At 45.7% G+C, this 21,080-nt stretch carries 20 protein-coding genes; 5 read left to right on the plus strand and 15 right to left on the minus strand.

Annotation, left to right across the window (positions count from 1 at the left end; genetic code table 11):
- Window positions 1-30: 30 nt before the first annotated feature.
- The 3 genes from BLP85_RS07805 to BLP85_RS07815 all read right to left on the minus strand — a co-directional run bounded on the left by BLP85_RS07805 (window position 31) and on the right by BLP85_RS07815 (window position 4,194).
- On the minus strand, window positions 31-1,680 hold the full coding sequence (locus BLP85_RS07805) for an AMP-binding protein (protein ID WP_092819557.1): 1,650 nt from the start codon (window positions 1,678-1,680) through the stop codon (window positions 31-33).
- A gap of 85 nt (window positions 1,681-1,765) precedes the next feature.
- Window positions 1,766-2,653, minus strand: coding sequence for a 3-hydroxyisobutyrate dehydrogenase (gene mmsB / locus BLP85_RS07810; protein ID WP_092819558.1), 888 nt, complete (start codon window positions 2,651-2,653; stop codon window positions 1,766-1,768).
- An 11-nt stretch (window positions 2,654-2,664) separates the two neighbouring features.
- Window positions 2,665-4,194 (minus strand): CoA-acylating methylmalonate-semialdehyde dehydrogenase, encoded by a 1,530-nt coding sequence (locus tag BLP85_RS07815; protein WP_092819559.1) that lies wholly within the window; start codon window positions 4,192-4,194, stop codon window positions 2,665-2,667.
- A gap of 174 nt (window positions 4,195-4,368) precedes the next feature.
- Between BLP85_RS07815 and BLP85_RS07820 the strand changes: the two genes are divergently transcribed.
- Together BLP85_RS07820 and BLP85_RS07825 are read left to right on the plus strand one after the other, a co-directional pair.
- Window positions 4,369-5,253, plus strand: coding sequence for a LysR family transcriptional regulator (locus BLP85_RS07820; RefSeq protein WP_092819560.1), 885 nt, complete (start codon window positions 4,369-4,371; stop codon window positions 5,251-5,253).
- A 135-nt stretch (window positions 5,254-5,388) separates the two neighbouring features.
- Window positions 5,389-6,066: a type 1 glutamine amidotransferase domain-containing protein gene (locus BLP85_RS07825; RefSeq protein ID WP_092819561.1), complete on the plus strand. Its 678-nt coding sequence runs from the start codon at window positions 5,389-5,391 to the stop codon at window positions 6,064-6,066.
- Window positions 6,067-6,390: 324 nt separating this feature from the next.
- Here the strand turns inward: BLP85_RS07825 and BLP85_RS07830 are convergent, their stop codons facing one another.
- From BLP85_RS07830 to BLP85_RS07865, 8 genes are all read right to left on the minus strand, one after another.
- Window positions 6,391-6,666, minus strand: coding sequence for a hypothetical protein (locus BLP85_RS07830; RefSeq protein WP_092819562.1), 276 nt, complete (start codon window positions 6,664-6,666; stop codon window positions 6,391-6,393).
- 142 nt (window positions 6,667-6,808) lie between these two features.
- On the minus strand, window positions 6,809-7,426 hold the full coding sequence (locus BLP85_RS07835; RefSeq protein ID WP_092819563.1) for a cytochrome b/b6 domain-containing protein: 618 nt from the start codon (window positions 7,424-7,426) through the stop codon (window positions 6,809-6,811).
- A 240-nt stretch (window positions 7,427-7,666) separates the two neighbouring features.
- The gene (locus BLP85_RS07840; protein WP_092819707.1) at window positions 7,667-8,002 is read right to left on the minus strand and encodes a carboxymuconolactone decarboxylase family protein; all 336 of its coding nucleotides are present in this window, start codon (window positions 8,000-8,002) and stop codon (window positions 7,667-7,669) included.
- Between the two features lie 54 nt (window positions 8,003-8,056).
- Window positions 8,057-8,452, minus strand: coding sequence for a rhodanese-like domain-containing protein (locus BLP85_RS07845; protein ID WP_092819708.1), 396 nt, complete (start codon window positions 8,450-8,452; stop codon window positions 8,057-8,059).
- A 100-nt stretch (window positions 8,453-8,552) separates the two neighbouring features.
- Window positions 8,553-9,332: a sulfite exporter TauE/SafE family protein gene (locus BLP85_RS07850; RefSeq protein ID WP_092819564.1), complete on the minus strand. Its 780-nt coding sequence runs from the start codon at window positions 9,330-9,332 to the stop codon at window positions 8,553-8,555.
- 68 nt (window positions 9,333-9,400) lie between these two features.
- Window positions 9,401-10,273: an MBL fold metallo-hydrolase gene (locus BLP85_RS07855; protein WP_092819565.1), complete on the minus strand. Its 873-nt coding sequence runs from the start codon at window positions 10,271-10,273 to the stop codon at window positions 9,401-9,403.
- Between the two features lie 2 nt (window positions 10,274-10,275).
- Entirely contained in the window at window positions 10,276-10,692 is a 417-nt protein-coding gene (locus BLP85_RS07860; RefSeq protein ID WP_086176663.1) for a DUF6691 family protein, read from the minus strand.
- Window positions 10,693-11,109, minus strand: a complete 417-nt coding sequence (locus BLP85_RS07865) for a YeeE/YedE family protein (protein WP_092819566.1) — start codon at window positions 11,107-11,109, stop codon at window positions 10,693-10,695.
- A gap of 112 nt (window positions 11,110-11,221) precedes the next feature.
- Here BLP85_RS07865 and BLP85_RS07870 point away from each other — a divergent pair, with 112 nt between their 5' ends.
- On the plus strand, window positions 11,222-11,542 hold the full coding sequence (locus tag BLP85_RS07870; RefSeq protein WP_092819567.1) for an ArsR/SmtB family transcription factor: 321 nt from the start codon (window positions 11,222-11,224) through the stop codon (window positions 11,540-11,542).
- A gap of 830 nt (window positions 11,543-12,372) precedes the next feature.
- Here BLP85_RS07870 and BLP85_RS07875 read toward each other — a convergent pair.
- The 4 genes from BLP85_RS07875 to BLP85_RS07890 form a co-directional block, all read right to left on the minus strand.
- Window positions 12,373-12,873, minus strand: coding sequence for a Dps family protein (locus BLP85_RS07875; RefSeq protein WP_086194901.1), 501 nt, complete (start codon window positions 12,871-12,873; stop codon window positions 12,373-12,375).
- Window positions 12,874-12,916: 43 nt separating this feature from the next.
- Complete coding sequence (locus BLP85_RS07880) at window positions 12,917-13,366, minus strand: universal stress protein (protein ID WP_092819568.1); 450 nt, start codon at window positions 13,364-13,366, stop codon at window positions 12,917-12,919.
- A 163-nt stretch (window positions 13,367-13,529) separates the two neighbouring features.
- Window positions 13,530-16,976, minus strand: coding sequence for an MASE3 domain-containing protein (locus BLP85_RS07885; RefSeq protein ID WP_092819569.1), 3,447 nt, complete (start codon window positions 16,974-16,976; stop codon window positions 13,530-13,532).
- A gap of 206 nt (window positions 16,977-17,182) precedes the next feature.
- A complete protein-coding gene (locus tag BLP85_RS07890; RefSeq protein ID WP_092819570.1) occupies window positions 17,183-18,745 on the minus strand; it encodes a sensor domain-containing diguanylate cyclase in 1,563 nt (520 codons plus the stop codon).
- A gap of 80 nt (window positions 18,746-18,825) precedes the next feature.
- Here BLP85_RS07890 and BLP85_RS14945 point away from each other — a divergent pair, with 80 nt between their 5' ends.
- Both BLP85_RS14945 and BLP85_RS07895 read left to right on the plus strand, forming a co-directional pair.
- A complete protein-coding gene (locus BLP85_RS14945) occupies window positions 18,826-19,002 on the plus strand; it encodes a hypothetical protein (protein ID WP_165493303.1) in 177 nt (58 codons plus the stop codon).
- Between the two features lie 206 nt (window positions 19,003-19,208).
- Window positions 19,209-20,957 (plus strand): hypothetical protein, encoded by a 1,749-nt coding sequence (locus tag BLP85_RS07895; RefSeq protein ID WP_092819571.1) that lies wholly within the window; start codon window positions 19,209-19,211, stop codon window positions 20,955-20,957.
- Window positions 20,958-21,080 lie beyond the last annotated feature (123 nt).

Below are 21,080 nucleotides of genomic sequence, written 5' to 3' on the forward strand. Positions count from 1 at the left end.
CTTTTATTCAATCTGCTGGCTTTGACTGATTTATGCAGTTTTGGCCTGCTGCTTGTTGATTTCCTGATTGCGCAGTAAAAAGCGCTGGATCTTGCCACTCGGAGTTTTTGGCAATTCAGTGACGAACTCGATCAGGCGTGGATAGGCATGCGCAGACAGACGCTTTTTCACAAACTGTCCCAGTTCCTGTTGCAGCTCGGCAGTTGCAGGAGAATGGCTGGCCAGAACCACAAAAGCTTTAATGATTTCGGTCCGCTCTGGATCGGGTACGCCAATTACCGCCGCTTCAATCACGGCATCATGCTCCAGCAAGGCACTTTCGACATCAAAGGGTCCGACCCGATAGCCTGACGTTGTAATGACATCATCACTACGCCCGACAAAGCTCATACTGCCATCGGCATGAATTTCCGCAGTATCACCAGTTAAATAGTAGTGTCCGACAAAAGGCGATTTACGGCTTTCTTCATAGCCCGAGAACCACATCATTGGTGACTGGCTGATATCCACCGCCAGAATGCCCGGCGTGTCAAAAGCCAATTTCTGACCTTGATCATCAACCACTGCAATTTTATAACCCGGGCTGGCAAAGCCTGCCGAACCTAAACGCACCGGATGTTCCAGCGCATGATGGTTACACACCACCATGCCGACTTCAGTCTGGCCATAATGGTCATAAATCGGCACATCCAGCACCTCTTTAAACCAGCGGATCACTTCCGGATTTAACGGTTCTCCGGCACTACTGACCACGCGCAACTTGCCGCGCAGCTGTGCCATCTGGGCAGGGTCCGCTGCCATCATCATGCGGTAAGCAGTCGGTGCACCGGCCAGATTGGTAATGCCATATTCCTTGACGATGTCGCAGACACTTTCGGCATTAAAACCGCCTTCATAAAACAGGGTCGAGTGTCCGAGCAGTAAAGGCCCGGTAATCGCGTAGTACAAACCGTAAGCCCAGCCCGGATCGGCAATATTCCAGAAGGTATCATCCTCTGTTAAGCCGATGGCATTGTGCATATAGCCGGCAAAAGCAATCAGCGCTTTCAGCGGAACTTTTAATGGTTTGGCCGGGCCGGTGGTGCCGGAGGTAAACATCAGTAAAAATGGCTCATCCATACCCAGCATTTCCAGTTCACAGTGTTCCGCTTGCCGGTTCAGCACCCTCCAGAAGCTGAGATCCTGCGGATAGGCTTCGGCCTGTAGTTCAGCCTGTACCGTCACAATCGGGGGGCAGTGGCTGATCTCGGATAATTTTTCACGATTGGCCAGGTCTGTGACCACCAGCTTGCTTTGCGCCAGCTGGATGCGATGTTCAATGGCTTTGGGACCAAAGGCGGTAAATAAAGGTTGATAGACTGCGCCAATGCGCCAGGTCGCCAGAATGGTGATGATCAGCTCCGGGGTGCGCGGCAACAAGCCGGAAACGCGGTCGCCTTTGCCAATGCCCTGTGACTTTAAAAAGTTGGCAAACTGACTGGAATATTTCTTCAGCTCGCGAAAACTGTATTGTTCTTTGCGGCCATCTTTGCCATACCAGTACAAGGCAATCGCATCGGAATCGGCATGCCGGTCACAGCATTCATAACAGGCATTCACCGCCTGCATTGAACCGGACAAATACTGCTTTGCCACCGCATCTAAATCAAAATTTTCAACCGTTTTTTGATAATTTAACATGTTCAACCTCAGCCTGAATTTATCGTTATTACTGACAAGGTATTGTTGATGAAGCGAATCCTTGCTCCATTGGATGATTAAGTTTTTAAGCTGGTGTGGTGTATTGATGCATGATGCTGGAGAAATCCAGATGGGCATGACCGTCCTGACACAGCTGTTGATAGAGTTTTTGTACCATGCTGCCCAAAACCACCGGCTGCTCGGCCTGCTCTGCGGCATCGACCGCCAGACCCAGATCTTTCAGCATCAGTTGTGCGGCAAAACCGTCGGTATACCCCCGTGATGATGGTGCATTGGCACAGATATCCGGCCAGGGATTATAGATTTCAGAACTCCAGCAACGTCCGGTAGAGCTGTTGATCACGCCAGCCAGCGCCTGCGGATTAATGCCCAGCTTGGCCCCGAGCGCCATCCCTTCTGCAACAGCAGTCATGGAAATGCCCAGAATCAGGTTATTACAGATTTTGGCGACCTGTCCTGTTCCTACGGCACCACAATGCACCAGATTTTTACCCATACAGCTCAGGACCGGTTTAACGGCTTCAAAAGTGTCATCATCGGCACCGACCATAAAGGTCAAAGTGCCATCTTTGGCCCCTAATGTGCCGCCGGATACCGGTGCATCACAGACGCGAACCTGTTTGACCTGCGCTGCTGCGGCAATGTCCTGAATGGTTTGCGGGTCAATGGTACTGCTGTCAATACATAGGCTACCGGCTTGAAGTACTTCCAGAATGCCATGTTCACCTAAATAGACCTCACGGACATGCTTGGCTGCGGGCAACATGCTCACGACCACATCGGCTTGCTTAGCGGCAGCTTGCGGACTGTCACAGACAATGCCACCGGCTGCTGCAAACTGCTGTAGCGCTGTTTCACTCAGGTCATAACCCAAAACCTGATGTCCCGACTTGAGCAGGTTTTGTGCCATAGAGCCGCCCATATTACCTAGACCAATAAATGCAATTTTCATGCTGATGCTCCTTAACGCAGACTGATGGTGGTATTCACACCAGTGGTTTCCTGGTCATCTTCAAACCAGCGGCTGGTAATGGTTTTGGTCTGGGTATAGAACTGCACTGCCTGTTTGCCATACGGGCCCAAATCGCCGAGTTTGGAACCGCGTGAACCGGTAAAACTGAAGAATGGCACCGGTACTGGAATTGGGATATTAATACCGACCTGACCGATATCAATCTGGTTCTGGAAGGTGCGCGCCGTATTGCCATTTTGGGTAAACAGTCCCACGCCATTACCGAATGGATTGGCATTAATCAGTGCAATCGCCTGTTCCAAAGTATCGACATGCATGATCGCCAGTACCGGACCAAACACTTCTTCCTTGTAAATGCGCATCTCAGTCGTGACCTGGTTAAAAATCGTGGGACCGACAAAATTACCTTGTTCATATCCTGGAACCTGTACCTCCCGGCCATCCAGCAGCAGTTCGGCGCCTTGTTCAACCCCGCTGTTAATCAGGTCCAGTACGCGTGCCTTGGCACGGGTTGAAATCACCGGTCCAACATCGGTATTGGGTTCATGTCCGGCATTGACTTTCAAAGTTCTGGTTTTGTTGACCAGTTCATCGACCCAGTGCTTGGTTTTACCGACCATCACCGCCACGGAAAGTGCCATGCAACGCTGTCCCGCTGCACCAAAGGCTGCACCGACCAAGGCATTCAAGGTCTGTTCTTTATTGGCATCCGGCATCACCACCACATGGTTTTTGGCACCCATCATCGACTGCACACGTTTGCCATGCTGGCCTGCCAGGTTATACACATGCGTACCAACTGCAGTCGAACCGACAAAAGAAATCGCCTTGATGTCACGATGGGTACACAGCAGATCGACCACCTCTTTACCGCCATGGACCACATTGAGTACACCCGCCGGCACACCGGCCTGAATCGCCAGCTCCACCAGCATCATGGTCGACAGCGGGTCTTGTTCCGAAGGCTTTAAGACAAAGGTATTGCCGCAGACAATGGCCATCGGGAACATCCACAGGGGAATCATCGCCGGGAAGTTAAACGGGGTAATCCCCGCACAGACCCCCAGCGGCTGCTGCAAGGTATAGGTATCGACCCCACGTGCCACGCCTTCAATATACTCGCCCATTTGCAGCGTACCGATAGAACAGGCATGTTCCACCACTTCCAGACCACGCTGGATATCACCTTCGGCATCGGCCAGGGTTTTGCCCTGTTCCGCTGTTAATACCTGGGCAATGCTTTTTAAATTACTGCGGATCAGGTCCTGCAGTTTCAGCATAATGCGCATACGAGCCTGAATTGGGGTCTGGCGCCAGCTGGCCAAGGCATTTTGCGCAGCCGCAATCGCAGCATTGACTTCTTCAGGGGTTGCGAATGGGACCTGACCCAAAACTTCCTGAGTCGCAGGATTGACAATATCTTGCCAATGGCTGGTTTTGGATTCGACAAATTCACCATTAATCAATAATTTGGCCGTGGTGAATCCGGTACTTTGCTGTGGATGATGAATAGCGTTCATGGTCGCTCCGTGCTGGTTTGTTATTGTCGTTGTCTCTGCCTTTACTGGCTTTTTTTAACGTATTTTTTTACGCTGTTTCAGCAGACTAACAAAGAACACTTTGACCACCAATAGAAATTGATGCACGATGGTTGTGCAAATATGCACAGGATTTAACAGGATGTTAAATAGAAGATGAAAGTAGATTGGGATCATTTACGCTTTTTTTTGGTTTTGGCGCGTGCTAAAACGCTCACCAACGCAGCCCGCCTGATCGGGGTCGAACACAGCACCGTGGCACGGCGCATTCAGGCACTGGAAAACACCCTTGGTACGCAGCTGTTTAAGCGTGAAGCAACAGGTTATGAGCTGACTTCGGAAGGTCTGGCACTGGTACCGCGTGTGGAACAGATGGAACAGTCTTTTATCCAGATTGACAAGCGCCATGACCCCTTGCAAGGTCGGGTGCGTATCGGCGCGCCGGAAGGCTTCGGCACGGCATTTCTGGCAGGTCTGCTGGCAGAATTTTCCCAGCATTATCCGTTGCTGACCATTGACCTGATTCCGGTGCCGAAAACCATCAAGCTCTCGCATCGTGAAGCGGATATCGTCATTTCCATCGACCGGCCCAAATCCGGACCGTATATCATTACCCGGCTGTCCAATTACTGTCTAAAGCTGTATGGCAGTAAACATTATTTACAACAAAATCCGCCCATTCAAAAACTGGAGGATCTGAAACAGCACCGTTTTGTCGATTATATTGATGATCTGGTTTATAGCGCGGCGCTGTATTCGCTGGAACGTCTGCCCCTGCAAGTCAGCGCCTGTTTTCGCAGTAACAGTATTCTGGCGCAGGAAATTGCAGTTCGGGCCGGTGCCGGACTGGCCATTTTGCCGCGATTTCTGGTGCATGATAAAAGCGAACTGGAAGAAGTTCTGGGCGATCAGCTGAGCTTTACCCATACTTTCTGGATGCTCACCCTGGTTGATTTACAACATGAGCCGAGAATTAAGTTGGTATGGGATTTTTTGCGTAAACAGGCCGATGTTCAGCAAGGACTGTTAATGGGCAGATAAATCACAGCTTGCATCAATTTCAATAACAACATCCCGATACAGCAAATGAACGGATCACAACAATCTACATGCCCGCGAATTGTTAAATTAACTTGCGATGATGCATATAAACGTTAAAAAAGACAGGAAAATAATATGAACATTCTGATGGTTTTGACTTCACATGACACGTTGGGCACGACCGGTAAGAAAACCGGCTTCTGGCTGGAAGAACTCGCTGCGCCTTACTACACCTTTGTGGATGCCGGTGCAGAAGTCACCTTGGCCTCTCCAAAAGGCGGCCAGCCCCCGTTAGATCCGAAAAGTAATGAAAAAGATGCCCAAACCGAAACTACCCGGCGTTTTGAAGCAGATTCATCGGCCATGCAAGCCTTGGCGAATACCCGGAAACTAAGTGAAATCTCTATTGCCGATTTTGATGCGGTATTTTATCCGGGTGGTCATGGTCCACTATGGGATCTGGCCGAAGACCAGACCTCGATTTCCCTGATTGAGCAAACCCTGCAAGCGAATAAACCGGTGGCCTTGGTGTGTCATGCACCCGGTGTACTCCGTCATGTAAAAAGCACTGATGACCAGCCTATTGTAAAAGGCAAATCAGTGACAGGTTTTAGCAATACTGAAGAAGCAGCGGTTGGCCTGACCGAAATTGTTCCCTTTCTGGTCGAAGACATGCTCCGGGAAAATGGCGGGCATTATTCTAAAGCTGAGGATTGGCAGGTGCATGTACAGCAAGACGGCTTGCTGATTACCGGACAAAACCCGGCTTCTTCTGCTGCGACAGCAGAAGCACTGCTAAAATTACTCCAATAGAGGCAAGTCAGGTGTAGAAAAAAGCTCTAATCAATATGTCGTTTTGATGGGAGATGCAGAGGATCTGTTCAGATTCATCAGAATACGCATTTGTTAGGGAACTAGCTGGTTTAATGTATTCAAAAGACTGAATATCTCTCGCCACAAAAGATCAATCAATGCTATGTGGTCGATCTATGAGCAGGTCGAAGGCAGAGAATCACAGGTTGATTCTGTCACAGCAGCGTACATGCGGTATTGCTGCTGTGGCTTCACCAATCCATAGCAGCAGACAGCGCAGATGGACTCGGCCTTCAGACCCGTCATACTACGAGTTACGAGCGATCACTGGTCAAACAGGGTATATAACAGAATAATCAGGCCCATCAAAATGTACGGACATAAGTACAATGCCAAAGCCGCAGGCCAAGTCCAGTCCCATCCATAATGTACCCCAAGCACACCCACAATCGTGCCAACAACAGGAATCCCTGCTGTAATAATCGCCACAATTATTCCCACTATACCATGCCAATCAAGTACCTGATTGAAATAGGTATAAACTCCAAAAAACTGAATAATGGTGATTATCCAATAAGCTAAAAACTTAATTACTTTCATTACTCCAGCACCCCACCAAAATTCATCCGATTGAAATGATGCAGTTCATCAATACTTTGTCATTTGATGTTATGAACCATCTCAATGTGTCAAAGGAAATGTTTAAATATCATCTTCTTCTCTGTTCTGCGTTCATATCAGCTTAGCTCAAATAGAAAAACCAGAAAGCTATCAACACGCCCAGTGAAAAGATTGCAGCAAACAGGGTGAACCATGAATGTGATTCGGTTCCCCAGAACATCCGTTTTGCCAGCCATTTTTTAAGCAGAACACTATTCAGTGTCAGCGCTGCCAAATGCAGCAACACACTGGCTAAAAACAGGTTAGCAAAGAGTTCATGAACCTCTTTTAAAGTGTGGCTATAGGTATAGTCGGTCAAAAAGCCGGCCAGCACCGTTAAAGGCAGCAGGAGAAAAATACCCAGTATGCTAAGCTGAAACAGGCTGGAACTGGCTGCTTTTAAAAATGTTGGCGAAAGCCATTGCTGCGGCTGTGCCCAATAGCGCTGCACAAAGGGCTTGATCACCTGCAATCGTCGGCTTGGCCCTGAAGGCTGAGTATGGGCCAGTCGAGGAGCGCAAAACTGCCATAAAATTCTTAATATCAGACTGATTCCGAGGGTATAGCCAAAGGCCATATGGATTTGATGCCATTCTTCTGCATCCCCGGTCAGATAAGCCCCAGTAAAACTCAACATGATGACAATATGCAGAAAGCGGATCAGTAAATCCGTTGAAGAAGTGGTTGTACGCTGAAGCATAAAAAACCTGTGCTGATTTTATTTTAAGTACAGCATAGCAACTCAAGCTGAGTTGAATCTTAAGATACCGCCAAAAAACAGTGCGCTTGATGAAGCGCACTTTTAGCATGAGGAAATCGTATCCAGATCAATACCAGGAAGCCCCAGTCATCAGCTTTTTGTGATTTGTCCAGCTGTTATTGCATGAGCTTCATTCTATGCTCGGCAGGATCGCCAGCCTTCCATTGGACCCGTATCCAATCAGCTGGAAAACTCTTTAAAGGCATCCAGTGCATTTGCGGCATACATCAATGACGGTCCGCCGCCCATATATACAGCAACCCCTAAAAGCTCTTCCAGCTCCTGCAGGGTCATCCCCATTTTGACCAGGGTTCTGACATGAAAACCGATACAGCCATCACAACGCGATGCAACACCAATCCCCAGAGCAATCATTTCCTTGGTTTTGGGATCAATCACGCCGTCGCGCATAGCCGTCTGGGACAACTGATTAAAACTTTTCATTAAATCAGGTGAATCCTGAGTTAGGGTTCTTAAACTGCCTGAAATGTTCTGGGTTAATTCTTTGTATTTCATCACTGCCTCTCCCATTCAACAATCAACTATAAGGTTTTCCATCTATTTAACGGCTTATTTTTCTACCGGATAGCCCTGTTGCAGCCAGGCCTGATAACCACCCTGCACAGACTTGACCTGGGTAAAACCCATATTCTGTAAGGTATCGGTTGCCAATGCTGAGCGTCCCCCCGTGCCACAGATCAGATAGATCGGCTGATCTTTAAGATGTTCCAGTGCCTGCAGAGTATCGCAATGATGGCTCCCCACAGGATGCTGGTGAATTCTCATTTCTAGAACACCACGAGGATAATTCACCGCGCGGTCTATCGCTGCCACCTGAAATTCATCCGGTTCCCGAACATCAATCAGAATGGTTTTATGGTTTTTCATCGCCTCAAACAGTTCATCTACGCTCACTTCCTGAATCCGGCTTTTTACATTCTGGATCAATTGTTCTGCAGTTTTCATCATTTTCATTCTTCCTCAGCCATTAAAATCATATTCATATTTTATAAACTATGATCAGGTAGATTAAAAGCGGTTTAGTTTAAATTCCCAACCCGCTGTTTTAGCCCATGAGCGCTGAATAGATTAAATACATCGCTACCCCAATCACGGTCGTGGCAAAAATTTTCTGCACCTGATGACTGTCTATCCGGTGCATCGCACGACGTCCTATTAACATGCCCACAATACAGGCCAGAACGAAAGTCAGCGTGACCGAAACAGGGTATTGAAAGCCATCCAGCACATGTACAGAAATACTGACACCGCCAATCAGGAAAATAATCATCAGCGAAGTTGCAACGATGCTGCGCATATCCAAGTCAGTTACTTTACGCAGTGCCGGGACAATCACGAACCCCCCGCCCACTCCAAGCAAACCGGTCAGCAGACCTGCCACGACACCAATAGCGCCGAGAGACAATGCAGTTTTCATATTCCAGATCAGGCGACCAGTCGTTTGATTCACCTTGCACAGCGCATTTGCATGATCATGGACTTTATTAAAGAAGATCCGGTAAGCGATGATCAGCATCACCAGACTGAAAGCCAGCGTGAGCCATACGGGAGAGATAATTCCGGCCAGATGCACGCCATAACGCGCTGAAGGAATACTGATCAGCGCAATCCAAAGTGCGGCACGATAACGCACGATGCGCTTGGACAAACCTTCAAATGTTCCAACCAGTGCTGATAGGGTTACTGCCAGCAAGCCTACAGGTGCAGCCTGTGCTACCGTCCAGCCCTGACTTGCCATCAGTGCCGGTACGGCCAGAATACCGCCACCTGCACCGGTTAAACCCAGCAAGCCACCGATGGCCAGCCCTTCCAGTATCAACCACATCACCCCTATACCTCTCTTGACTCCAGTGGTTCAACAAAAGAACCTGCCGGTTTAATCCTGAAACTTGCCTATTTGAAGTAATTCAGCGGAAGCTTTAAATAAGAAACCCCATTCTCTTCCGGTTCAGGAAACTGTCCTGCTTTCATGTTGATCTGAATCGAAGGCAGAATCAGTTTGGGCATACTCAAACCTGCATCGCGCTTGTTACGCATCTCGACAAATTCAGCTTTGGTCGTGCCGTGATGAATATGAATATTGCGGTTTTTTTGCGTCTGGATATCCGTCTCACACACATAACTATTACGTGTTTCTGGCAAATAGTCATGGCATAGAAACACCCGGGTAGTCTGCGGCAATTCGAACAGGCGCTGTACCGAATCAAACAGCATGGCTGCACTGCCGCGCGGAAAGTCACAGCGTGCCGTGCCATAATCCGGCATAAACAAGGTATCGCCCACAAACACGGCATCACCGATGACATAACTCAGGCAGGCCGGCGTATGTCCAGGGGTGGGAATGTTATATGCCTCGATGGAACCAATCTGGAATTTCTCATCATCCTCAAACAGGTAATCAAACAGCTGCTGGACATTCCATTGCTTGATATCCAGATGATAGATCGCAGCAAAGGTCTCCTGAACCATCGCAATTTTCTGGCTCATGGCAATCTTGCCCCCGAGCGTAGCTTTGAGATACTGCGCTGCAGTCAAGTGATCGGCATGGACATGGGTTTCCAGAATCCACTCAACTGTTAAGCCCTGCGCTTTGACATAGGCAATGATCTGATCAGCATGTGTGGTCGAGGTGCTGGCAGATGCAGCATCATAATCCAGCACACTGTCAATAATTGCACAGGCTTTCGTTGAAGGATCACTCACCACATAACTGAAAGTATTGGTATCTTCATGGAAAAAGTCTTTTACAACTGGGGAATTTGACATGATTAAGCTCCTGCCCACTTACGGTGAATCAACACGCCTGCAAGCATCGCGACAATAAAATACAGGACCTGATAGTGCCCGAGACCAATCAATGTAAAACTTGGTGCAGGACAGATTCCGGCAATCCCCCAACCGATACCAAAGAGCAGGCTGCCCGAAATCAGTTTAGGATCAATCTTGTTATTCTTTGGCAAATCGATCGGTTCATTAAAGATCGTTTTCGGTGCCTGGCTGCGTAGCGCTTTTTGAAAGGGAATAAATGCCACAGCAATTGCACCCATCATCACAAAAGCCAGACTGGCATCCCAGTCCCCAAACAGATCCAGAAAGTCGAGCACTTTTTCCGGATTCGACATCCCGGAGACCATCAGCCCCACAGAGAACAAACCGCCGAAAATGAAAGCCAGAAAATTCTTCATTTAGAAAGCTCCTGTGATATGGCGAATGATATAAACCGTGACAAAACCGGCAAACATAAAGCTCATGGTGGCCAGGATAGAACGCTTCGATAAACGGCTCATCCCGCAAATTCCATGACCACTGGTACACCCTGAACCCAGACGCGTACCAAAGCCAACCAGCAGACCCGCGATGATCATCATCAGCGGACTGGCATTCAATTCGATCTCAGGCTGGACAAATAATCCATAAATAAAGGGCGTGACAATCAACCCTGACATAAACCAGATTGCAGGGGTTTTAAACACAGTCTGTGGATTCAGTACCTGTCCAATCAATCCGCTGATCCCTGCAATACGGCCATGCACATAGAGATAACCGACTACCGCTACGCCCAGTAATAGTCCACCGATAAATGCGATGAGAAAATCATGCATAGTAAATCTGCTCATTTACAATATATAATTTTATATTATATAATAAATAAAAATATTCAAGCGGAAATGCTGATTTTTTTTGTATCCGATCATTGCTTATCAGGACACCTACATGAACGCTGCACCGTTAAAAGCACAAATGGACTTTTCACAAGTCGATTTGGTCAGTGATTGTCTGAAAGTTTTATCCAACCCTGACCGTCTTAAAATTCTCTGTGTCTTGGTCGATGGCGAGCTGAATGTACAGCACATAGAACAACGTACGGGTATCCATCAACCTACCTTGTCACAACAGCTGACCGTATTAAGAAACAGCCAGATCGTATCGACACGACGGGAAGGCAAACAGATTTTTTATCAATTCAGCGATACACGGGTGCTAAAAATCATGCAGACCCTATATGAAGTGTACTGCAGCCAGGATTGTGATTGACATGACTTCCCCACTTTCAGCTCACTTCTGGCGGAACATGTGTCTCAGGGATTCTAAAGGCAAAAGCCTTTAGCTGATTTGCTCATGGATTTCACTTGCTTTCTGTTTCACAGGGCGACCTTTAAAGCAGCTCCTTCCACAGACCATTTGGCGTGTCCCGCCATTAAAATGTTTAGATCATTCAGCAAGATGACAAACCTGTTGTTGTAGCGACACAGTATTTGAACTGGTGGCTAAAAAACATATTCAGTACATTGCTGTCCCTTAATTTGAATTTTATTTCAGCACCAAATTAATATGATGATATTTTATATTTAAATATTTGATATTTATTTATATTTATTTTTTCCACAGCCTTGTCTTTTCTTTAAAAGTTTAAATAACTTTGTGCAGGCTAAACCCTACTTTTGACAGACCAAAAGTAGGCAAAAGTCTTTATTCCCCATACACGACATCCTATCGTGATGGGGAATGTGTGGCATCCTTGCCACACTCACTAATCTAACACCTGGAATTCGACTATGGGACAGCAGTGTATTCAGGATTCTTTTTAGATCAGTAAATTGATTCACTAAGCTGGTTGCTTTAAGAAACTTGTTCTTCGTAAACATCTCAAATGACATCGCTAAAATCTGATTCCAAACAGACGTGTAGAGTCAACGAGCTTATTTAAAACCACCGCCTGTTCTGCATCAGGCTCAAGCCCAAATGGATACGCTTTGTTAATCTTTATTGAAATAAATTTAATCAGCAAAGCAAAATTACTTTCTTAAATGAACAATGGTCTATCTGCCAATTTGTATAAAAATTGGCAGACTAATTCTAGATTGTTACTCTTCTAACAGGCTTCTTAACATCCAGGCTGTTTTTTCATGAACTTCAAGTCTTTGTGTGATCAGATCCGCTGTAGGCTGGTCATTAACTTCATCCACAATGGGAAAAAGGCTTCGAGCTGTTCGCGCAACAGTTTCATGTGCATTCACCAACAAGCTGACCATTTCCTCGGCTTTAGGAACACCTTCTACTTCTTTAATTGCAGTTAATTTTACAAATTGTTTATAGGTTCCTGGAGCGGGAAATCCCAATGCCCGAATTCGCTCGGCAATAATATCCAGGGCGTTCCATTGCTCCGTGTATTGAGTCATAAACATGTTATGTAAGCTATTGAATTGTGGCCCAGTCACGTTCCAATGAAAGTTATGGGTCATCAAATACAAGGTGTAGCTATCCGCTAGCAGTTTGGATAAGCCTTCAACGATTTTGGCACGATCACTATGAGAGATACCAATATCAATTTTCACCGCTTTAGATTCTTTTTTAGAACTCGCCATTTTTGAGACTCCTTACATTTTAATTATATATGTTATATAGACATTAAGATTTTATGATCATTACTGGCAATTCCGTGGAGCAAAGTACAGCTGTGGCGACACTTCCGAGTAGCCATTTTTTAAAACCTTTACGACCATGCGATCCCATCACAATGAGATCAGTTTTAAGCTGTTTGGTCGTTTCAACAATACTTTCTTCCGGCATTACGCTTTTTAGGACTTTTGTTTCTACCTGAACGCCCGCCGCATATGCAATTTCACTTGCCTGTTTTAATACCGCTTCTGCATTTGCATAGGCTTGGATAAAGTGTTCTTTCATTGGAGCAGATACATAATAGTAATAGAAATCTGCATCTGTAAATGGATCTTCTGAAACTAGACTAATTAAGGTCAACCTGCTATTGAAGACCTGAGCAATTTCGACCGCATGTTTTACCGCTGAGAAAGAAATTTTTGAACCATCGACGGGTACTAAAATATTCTGGTATGACATCGGTGAAACTCCAAATATTAATCTTCTATTGAGTTATAAATAACATACGCTTACTAGCACTTCAATTTAAAGCATTTGAAAATATCAGTCTTCCCAATTTCCATTAAGCTCAAAGAGTGAATAGCGTTTTAGCTGCTATTCACCTAATGATTATCCAGCCTGTTTAACTGGGCAGGACATATCCCTTTTCATTAATTAAACGTACTGCTGCATCACAAACTTCCGCATCATAAATCGTCCCGCGTCCACGTAAGATTTCTGCCAGCGCCACCTCAACCCCCAAAGCCGCACGATAAGGACGATGCGAAGCCATTGACTCAATCACGTCTGCCACGGTCAGAATCCGTGCCTCAGGATGGATCTCATCCCCTTTTAATCCTTTAGGATAGCCCGTGCCATCCATCCGTTCATGATGCTGACCAATGATTTCAGCAATCGGAATGCTGAAGGGAACATCTTTGAGAATTTCATAACCGGCCTGTGCATGGCCTTTCATCATTTCCATTTCTAGATAGGTCAGACGAGTAGGTTTGGTCAGAATCTCGGAAGGAATAGAGATTTTTCCAATGTCATGTACCAGTCCAATTTCTTCCATTTGTATGCAGCGCTTTTCATCCCAACCCATTTCTTTGGCAATGGCACTGGCAATCAAGCCGACACGGCGTTCATGTCCGCCTGTATACGGATCACGCATTTCCACCATAGTGGCGACCGCCTGCAAGGTCCCGTACATGGTGGCTTCCAGCTGTTTAACATGTTTGGCAATCTGTTCCTGTGCCTGCTTTTGCTCGGTGATATCCTGTGCCATGACAATCGCTGCAGGCAAGCCATCATCCCAAATAATGCTACGGGCATGCAAAGCAAATTCTCGTATCTGGCCATTTTTGTGCCGCGCAGGAACCGTATAGGAAAGCGTCGGATGGTCTGTTCCCAGTAATTTTCCTTCTTCCAGTTGAATTTCTTCTGCGCTGATGTCATGAAACTCCTGCAGGCTATGGCCAATTAACTCTTCGGCAGACCAGCCCAGCATTTTAGAATAACTTGGATTGACATATAAGTAGTGATGACCTCTGATCACATACATCCCAACCACGGTGTGTTCCACCATGCCACGGAAACGCTGCTCGCTGTCTCTTAATGCCTGCTCGGTTTGCCGGATAGCGGTCAGATCCGTCCAGGCCAGAATCGCATCATTGCCGACAATCGCCAGCGTGCGCTGCGCAATCCGCTGACTACCATCTTTTGCCAGCAGGGTAATTTCAGGAAACTGCACCTGTTTGCCCTGTTTCGCCAGCTGCAAGGCCGCTTGCCAGTTTTGTTGCATCAACTGTCTTTGCTCTGCATCCGGTGCCACTTTTTTCAGCCAGGCTTCCCGATTCTGAAAATCATCCAGACTGTATCCCAGCCATTTTTCATAGGCCAGATTGACTGCAAGAATGCGCTCATCCTGTATAGAAATAATATGCATCGGTGCCGGCGACTGTAAAAACACCTGCTGGAAACGTTGTTCCATCTGCTGCGAATAGGTTTCGGCTGTTTGACGTTGCTGCTCAGCCGAAAAACGCTCCAGCGCAGATGAAATATCTCTGGAGAGATTTTGCAGCAGCTGAATTTGCTCCTGGTCAAATTCCACTTGGCCTGTAGTGTAGAGTCCGACCAGCCCCCAGAAATGGCCTTGAAACAGCAACGGAGTCAATGCTATTTGACGAACCTGTTCCTGTTTTAAATACTGTCTCCAGCTCCGATATTCTGGAGAAACATGCTCATCGTCATAATTCTCCAGCGTATAACTATAGACATTCACATCCGGACAGGTATTTTTCACATGCTTCAACGGAGGATTCTGATCCTGCTGTAAAACGATCTGCAAGGCTGGCAAGATATTGGCGCTAATATTATGATGGAACTGGAGCACCAGTGGACTGTCCGCCTGATCATCAGCTTTCAGCGCAATCAGAATTTTGGCAAAACCACCCAGCTTCAGCAGTACCTGCTGCAACTCGGTGAGCAACTGCTTCTGGTTCTGGCTATGCGCAATCACCCGGTTGGTTTCACTGAGCAGCTGGTACAGATAGGTTAAACGGACGATCCGTGCCTGTGACTGTAAGCGGATATAAGCATCGGTAATCTGACTGGTAATATGATCGATTAAACTCTGCTCTTCATCCAGAAAAGCGGGCATATGCGGTGCCTCAGCATACCAGATTGTTAAATTTCCAAATTTCTGTGCATCATTGCCAAATACCGACTGCAGACAGGGCGTCTGGGCCGAAAGCTCGGTGCCAAAAATGCCCCAGTCACTGTCAATTCTCAGATGAATCCTTTCCGAAGAGGAAAATCCGGAAGGAATGATTTCCATGGCTTTCTGCAACAGCTCGGTCATGCCTGTATGCGTGTTATTGCAGAGCTGGTTAATCTGGTTCAGACAACGTACTTCTTTAACCCGTTTTTGTACATCCTGCAGCAAAAGCTGGCGGTCGGTAATATCGTGCACTACCATAACCCAGACCGGTTTTTGGCCCAGGCGTTCCGCAAAAGGTGCGACATGACACTCGACCGTTTTGCGGTCCGGCAAGCTCAGCTGGGTTAAAAACTCTTGCGGTGCCTGCTGCAGTCTGGAACAGACCGGACAATCCTCGGCCTTTACGCGAGGATCATGCACCAGTTCGTGCACCGAGCGTCCGGTCAATTGTGCCGCAGCAGTACCGTGCAGCCGGGCTGCCGCCAGATTGACCTGCTGAATGGTCTGGCTGGAACTGACAATATAGGTCGGATCCGGAATGGTGTCATAAGTACTGGCCGCCTTGGACAGCATGCTAAAAGGCTCTTTGATGGTCGACTCGACCAGTGCCATATAAATGAACCAGTAGGAATAGACTTTCAGGATATGCCCCAGCAGATTGGCATCGGCATATACGGACACATATTGGGTAAGGGTAAATTCAGAGGCCATCATGGTCAGCATCGAAAGGCTGACCCCAAACGTCAGTTGGGCCGATAAATATTCGCGGCGGTGCCAGACCAGTATCAGTGCCAGTGCCAGCACCACAATAATCAGATATTCACTGTATATTTTAAAAGGGGTCAGGCCCTGCCCATCAACAAAGGCCGTGGGGAAGAAACCCAGCATGACCGCAGTTACAATCCCGGCACTGAGCAGACCAAAAAACAGGTTGAGCGGGACTGGCTTGATGGCCCGTGTCAACATGAACGGTGCGGCGAGCATGGCAAAGGCCTGTAACAGGCGGGCGCCAATCCATAATTGTGTGGCCTGGTTGGCACTGTCCACCGGGAGAATCTGCATGCCTTTGTAAAGCAAGGTATGGAACAGATCAATAAATCCACACCAACCAATGGCAATCGCAATGAAAACCACAAAATAATTTTTAGTAAAATGTCGCGATACCACAGTCACTATCAGCGCTGTAAGCGCAATAATGATGGAAATCAGTTCTGCCACAGTATGGGTAAAGACAAAACCAAAACTTTGATTGGTCCACCAGATCAGCAAGGCAAAAATTGTCGGAGGAATGATCATCATATAAGGAGAAATAAACGACTTGAGGTCGAATACATCTGGTGAAAATAAGTCACGAGATGATTTAGGCATAAAATTCCCCGCTGAAATTCATAAGTAGTCTTATCAAATAAAGTACTTTAAAGTTTTGTATTGACTGAAAAATTTCACGATCATAATAGCATTAAGTCCATGTCAAATATCGGTAAATCCAGGCATGGAATGGGTTAATTAACAAGCAGATAAATCAACTGCATGCAAGTTTCACGCTGAGGTTTTCCTCAGCAGGTTATTGCAATCTAGCAAATACGGTTTCGTCCCTCACGCTTGGCCTGGTACAGTTTCTGATCTGCCAGTTTCAGTACCTCCTCCACATCCTCAGAACTATGCGGCCAGTAAGCGATACCAATTGAAATGGTCACCCTTCCCATGTTATCCATTTCGGTGATTTCAACCGCCTTTCGTAACCGTTCTGCCGCCTGAAAAACGGTGACCGGGTCTGAAGCAGCCACTAAAATAATAAATTCCTCTCCCCCTGAACGGCAGCAGATGTCATTATCACGAAAATGATATTTCATCAGTCTGGCCAGTCTTTGTAAAACAATATCGCCTTTGTCATGGCCATAGCTGTCATTTACCTTTTTAAAAAAATCGATATCCACTGCCAGCACCGCAAATTCGGTACGCATATGCACAAATTCTTCAAGAAACAGCTTCATCCCACGGCGATTGTATAAACCGGTCAGCGGATCGGTATTCACCGACTGATTCAGCTCATCAATTTTTTCATTAAAATTTTGAGAGCTGAGCATCAGGGAATTTTTGAACTGATCAACCTCAAAATATACGGGGGCAATTTTGTTAATTTTTTCCTGAACCTCCGGCCGACTGAGCATACTGGCCATTTTCGCCAAATGGTTTAGAGGCAGTGCAATCAAACCCGATAAACGCCAGACCACAAAGAAAATGAAAAAATAGAACAGGGTAATTCCGATGGAGACGTTGATAATAATAATGTTGGCTTGAGCAAACAGCTCGTCTATCGGCTGCTGCGATACCACAATCCAGTTCACACTGGGAATATGTGAGAAACCGACCAGACTATCTATGCCTTGGCTGTTCATCAGACGGAAAGCCCCATCCTGTTGCTGAAGCATCGAGGTTAAGCCATCGCTGACCTGGACTTTCTGGCCAATTTTTCGAGCATCGGCATGGAAAATGATGCGTTTCTGGTCATCCATCACATAGGTATAATTTTTCTTGTAACCATATTTGGATGCCAGCATTTCACTGACCAGATTCTTGCTCTGTAGATAAATCGTACCGGCGATAAAGCCCAAGTATTGCCCTTGGGCATTAAAGATCGGTTCAGAAACAATGACTATCAGTCTTTTGGTTGAAGACCAGTATGGAGAAGAAATATAAGTTTGCTTGCGTTTGATTGACTCGGTGATGCCATAAGTTTTATAAATCTGTTTAGAATCAATCTTTAAGGTGGTCGGGAAAAATGAAATGATATGCCCTTCCCCATCAGCCAGAAAAACACTGTTAAAATTTCCTGACTGGCTTTTTAGTCTTAATACTTCATTGCTCCTCAAGTTTTCATTAAAAAAGTTTTTTCCCAATACATTGGCGCTAAATCTTAAATTTTTTAAAATTTCTTCAAACTGATAGTTGGTATGCTTAGCAATCCTGGAAGAATATTCGGCATTCAAGGCCAGAGAGTTGTCGATCAGTCGCTCTTTCACGGTATAGTTAACAAAAAATAAGGCAAAGACAAACAGACAGGTTACGCTTAAAACCGTTAAAAGTAAGATTAAGCTGCGCAGATTTAAACGAGGCGCCAGTAAAACCTGTCTCAATAGGGTAATTCCAAGTTATTATTTATGATACTTATATCACAAAATAATGAAAAAACACGGTTTATTTCAACAACATCTATATGAATCAAATCACCCTGAAATGGCCGTCAATTTTCCCGACCCTATTTGTTTTACCGAGCGTTGAACCAATGCGCCTTGAATATGGTCCTGAAGGAATGTCAATGCGTGCCGAAGTATGTTCTGAGTATTCATTGCTGTTTCTGCCTGAGCTGATGATTCCGGGAAAATGTGCCTGAACATACCGTGTACCAGATTAAGGGAAATCTCGGGGTTCCTGCATTTTTAATCTCAGCACAGGCTTAGATCATTTAATCAGCAATGAACAGCGCTGATATCGAATTTTTTTATGTCATATTGCCAATTAACCCTTAGTTTTGTGATATAAATCACACGACTTATTTTCCCTAAAAGTTTGAACTTATTACAAGGTTTTTGGATTTCCATGCAAACATATATTCCTTATCAGCTGCGGGTAAAATTAAAACAAATTGATCCAGTTCTGGATAAGCATTGGCAACAACAACTACAGTCCATCCTCTCGACGACACCGCAGGCATTGCATCAGAAAATAGAAGACCAATACCTGAAAGCCAAGAATATCGCGTGGAATTACCTGACCCAGGCCTTTGAGTTTAAAGGTCATTCTGGCCTGAAAAATCTTCAGCTTGAAACGCAAAACTCCGAATTGCTGCAACTTGCGCACAGAATAAAGAGCACATTCAGCTATCTGCAAGGCTATCAGACCGACTTTCAGATTGCAGATTACCTGGAAAGTATTGTGCGTGAAATTAACCAGATTGATCTGGAACATCCAGCAGATATTCAGGCACAGCAACTGATCAAAAAAGCTTTTCTGTATGACGCCGCCCTGATTATTCGTGACTTGGATTTTACTGTTTCTGAAAATCACCGGCATTTGGATATTGAGCAGGTTCGAACTTTTATCTTTGAAATCTTCATGAAAAGTGAAATTCTAGGAAGCTGGTTTGCTCATATTTTGCCGAGTGAATATGCCGAGCAGGAACTGGCCATTTTTCAGGATTATTTTATTCAGCAACAACATGTTCGCGACTTTGAAATTATCCAAACCTTTCAATATTATTTTGTCCTGAGCAGCACTTACGACAGTTCTGTTTCTGCCTATTCAATTCGCCGTTTTTTAACCGAAGAAAACTTTGGTAAAGAAAATCGATTCTATATCAGTGGTCTGGTTCTTGACCCGCAACAGCTGGATCAAGCAGATTATTTTGCAAATTTTAAACAGCTGATGAACCGGATCATTGGTATTCAGCGCAAAATGAATCCGCATATTGTAGAACTGGTTGAATCCCTACATGAATATAATCAGCAAAATCTCATTCCAAGTTTAAAAGAAGTTTTAAATATTCAAAGTTTTTCCGTCGACCACCTGGTGAAAGAGCATCTGGAAATCTTGGAAAAAGATTTATCCTTGAATATTCTCGAACCTTTCCTAAAAGGTTTAAAAAACAGTGTGCAACATACCGACGAACTGGAATATTGCTATTTAAATATTTTAAGGTTAATCAATGAGTTTCTGCATCAACTGGAAATTTTGTCGCAGCAACCGATGCTGCAGTTTAATCAGCATGCGCGTTTGTTTAAATATCGCTTAATTGCCTATTTAAAATTACTGGAACAACGTCGTGCCCAAATCTTTGTGATCTTTCACGATGAATTTCTCTATCAGCAACAGCTACAAGCAGTTTCCGCCCCCACTCAGGAAATCAGGGAACTGCTCAATAGCGCGATGGAACAAACCCGCCAGATCCAGCAGCACATACGCCAGTTAGAGCGCGAAATGCAAAATGCCGAAAACAGCAGTTTTCTTAAACGGCTGTTTAAAAAATCTGAACATCATGAATTGAAGATCAATCAATTAAAACAGAATCTGATTGAAGTTCGAGATCATTGCTATCTTAAGATTATTGCTATTCAAAAACTGGCCGCTCAAGAGAGTGTTTATCTGGAAGCGAAGAATTTAATTCCGGTGATTGACTCTAAAGTACGACATTATGCCTTTGCCAATGGTGAAAATGGCGTAACGCGTTTACCGCTTTTGATACAGTTACCTGAAGACCGCAACAGCTTTAATATGCAGAGCATTCTCATGGCTTTAAACTATGAATTTCTGCTCTCTGCAAAGAGTTGGGGATTATCCCAAAAGGCCTAAAGGCAAGACTGCTAGACTCTCTAAAGGAAGGTAAATCAACGAGCTTGTTTAAGCGGTGATTTTGGTGCTGAAAAATTTACGGCAAGCTGGTTTTTTTGGGACAGATCCTTATACCAGGCTGAT

The organism is Acinetobacter kookii (genome assembly GCF_900096895.1).
In the GTDB taxonomy this organism is placed as follows: domain Bacteria; phylum Pseudomonadota; class Gammaproteobacteria; order Pseudomonadales; family Moraxellaceae; genus Acinetobacter; species Acinetobacter kookii.